Raw genomic sequence first — 2,629 nt, forward strand, 5'->3', positions numbered from 1 at the left:
GGCGGGCGCCCGTCCCTCCTCGGCGCACGTCCGTCCCGGTCCGGCGCGCGGCTGTCCCTGCCCGACGCGCGGCTGTCCCTGCCCGGCGCGCGGCCGCCTCTGCTCGGCGCGCACCGCCCGCTGGTCGCCGTCCTGCTGCTCGCGGGGCTCTTCCGGCTGGTCGCGGCGCTGGGCTACCGGCCCGCGATCTGGTTCACCGACAGCATCACCTACCTCGACGACGCGGTGACCGGGCGCCCCGGACTGGAGCGTCCCAGCGGGTACTCGCTCTACCTCTGGCTGCTCAAGCCGTTCCACAGCCTGACGCTGGTCACCGCGACGCAGCACCTGATGGGGCTCGCGGTCGGCGTCCTGGTCTACGCCGTGGCGTGCCGGTGCCGCGTGCCGAGGTGGGGCGCGCTGCTCGCGGCGGCGCCGGTGCTCTTCGACGCCTACCAGATCGAACTCGAACGGCTGGTCATGTCGGACACGCTGTTCCTGCTGCTCGGGGTGTCCGCGCTGGCCGTCGTGCTGTGGTGGAGTCCGCCGCCGTGGTGGGCGATCGCGGTGGGCGGGGTGCTGGCCGGGGCGTCCACCGTGACTCGTCCCACCGGGACGGCCGTGGCGGCGGGGGTGGTCGCGGCCGTCCTGCTTCGTCCGTCCACCGGGCGCGCGTGGCACGCGGAGGTCGCGCTGCCCGTCCCGGTCGTGACCGCCGGGCACGTCCGGTTCGCCGACCACGGCGGTTCGGCGAGGACCGTCCGCTTCACCGGCCCCGCCGTCTTCGCCGGGCGCGGGCTGTTCGGGAGGCGTCGGAGGCGCGGACGGCGCGGACGGCGCGGCGGGTTCGCGCGGCGGGCCGGGATGGCCGGGGTCGCGCTGGCGGGGTGCGCGGCGCCGGTGCTCGCGTACGGGCTGTGGTTCTCCTCGGCGCACGGCGCGTTCGGGCTCAGCCGCAGCACCGGGGCGCCGGTGCTCGCGTACGGGCTGTGGTTCTCCTCGGCGCACGGCGCGTTCGGGCTCAGCCGCAGCACCGGCGTGTTCCTCTACGGACGGGTCATGGCGTTCGCCGAGTGCCCGAGGATGCACCCACCGCCGGAGCTGCGCAGGCTCTGCACGCGCGTCCCGCCCGAGCGGCGGATGATCTCCCAGAACTACATCTGGCGGGGGACGTCGCCGCTCAACCAGGTCCGCGGCGGCCGGTACAGCGCGCGCAAGGACCGGATGGCGCGGCGGTTCGCCCTGCGCGCGATCGCCGCGCAGCCCGCCGACTACCTGCGGACCGTAGGCGCCGACACGCTGCGGGCCTTCGCCTGGGACCGGACGGTCTTCCCCGACCGGCTGACCTACGACCGGTACCTGTTCGGGACGAGGCCCGCCGAGCTCGGCGACCATCCGCGCGGCCGGTACGTGACGGGGCTGTACCGGCGGGCCGCGCGGTACGAGCTCGGGCCCGTCCGGACGCGGGTCGTCCGGCCCTGGTCCGATCTGGCGCACGCGTACCAGCGGGTCGTGTTCCTGCGCGGGACGCTGGTGGGGCTGGTCCTGCTGGCGGTGCCGGCGGTGGCGCTCGTCCGGCGCGGGGCGGCGGCGCGGCTCGCCGCCGGTCCGTGGCTCGCGGCCGTGGGGCTGGTCGTCCTGCCCGCCGCGACCGCCGAGTTCGACTACCGGTACGTCCTCACGGCGGTGCCGTTCGGGTGCCTGGCACTCGCGTTGAGCTGCGCATCACGCAATAATCCCGGACAGTTCTTCTCCCCCGCCGTCGCCGCCGTGGCGGTCCGCGGGGAGGCCGAAGGGGGTCGGGGTGGCGCAGTGGCGGGTCGCGGGGTTCGACGAGGTCCGTGAGCTCGGCCGGGGACGGCGCGGCCGGACGGTCCTCGCCCGGCACGGCGCGTCCGGCTCCACCGTCGTCGTCCGGTACCTGGAGCCCGCCGCCAGCGGCGCGGCCCGCGAGCGGTTCCGCCACCAGGCCGCCGCGCTCGGGCGGCTGCGCGACCCGCGCGTCGCCCGCCCCTACCAGCTGGTCGAGAACGCGGGCGGCACCGCCGTCGTGATGGAGCGGGTGGACGGCGTCGGGCTGCGCGAGATCCTGCGCCGGGAGCGCCGGACGACGCCGGAGGCCGGGCTCGTCCTGCTGCGCGACGCGCTGCTCGGCCTCGGCGCCGCGCACGCCGCCGGGGTCGTGCACGGCGACTGCACGCCCGGCGACGTCCTGGTGCGCGACAGCGGACGCGCCGTCCTGGTGGACTTCGGGGTCTCCGGCCACGCCGGGGACGCCTCGCCGCTGTACCGCGCACCCGAGCTCTGGCGCGGCGCCGACCCGTCGCCCGCGTCCGACGTCTACGCGGTGACCTGCGTGTTCTTCGAGGCCGTCGCCGGACACCGGCCGTACGGCGACCCCGAGGCGGGGCACCTGGGCGCCCCCGTCCCGCACGAGGACGTCCCGGAGCCGCTGCGCCCGCTGGTCGCGTCCGGGATGGCCAAGGACCCGCGCGTCCGGCCGTCCGACGCGGACGCCTTCGCCGACGAGGTGGAGCGGGTCGCCGTCGCCGCCTACGGTCCGGAGTGGGAGCCGCGGGGCCGCCGCGCCCTCGCCGACCTCGCCGCCTCCGCCCGCCTGGTGCCCTCCGCCCCGCCCGCCGGGACGGGG

Annotated in this window: 2 protein-coding genes; both read left to right on the forward strand. The window is 77.3% G+C overall.

Annotation, left to right across the window (positions count from 1 at the left end; genetic code table 11):
- Positions 1-1,824: hypothetical protein (locus tag DZF91_RS39560; protein ID WP_117356771.1), on the forward strand; the 1,824-nt coding region annotated here is incomplete at its 5' end.
- Positions 1,784-2,629, forward strand: an 846-nt coding sequence (locus DZF91_RS07600) for a serine/threonine-protein kinase (RefSeq protein WP_147341043.1), incomplete at its 3' end; no start/stop codon positions are given. The genes DZF91_RS39560 and DZF91_RS07600, both read left to right, overlap by 41 nt.

The organism is Actinomadura logoneensis (genome assembly GCF_003428695.1).
GTDB lineage: Bacteria > Actinomycetota > Actinomycetes > Streptosporangiales > Streptosporangiaceae > Spirillospora > Spirillospora logoneensis.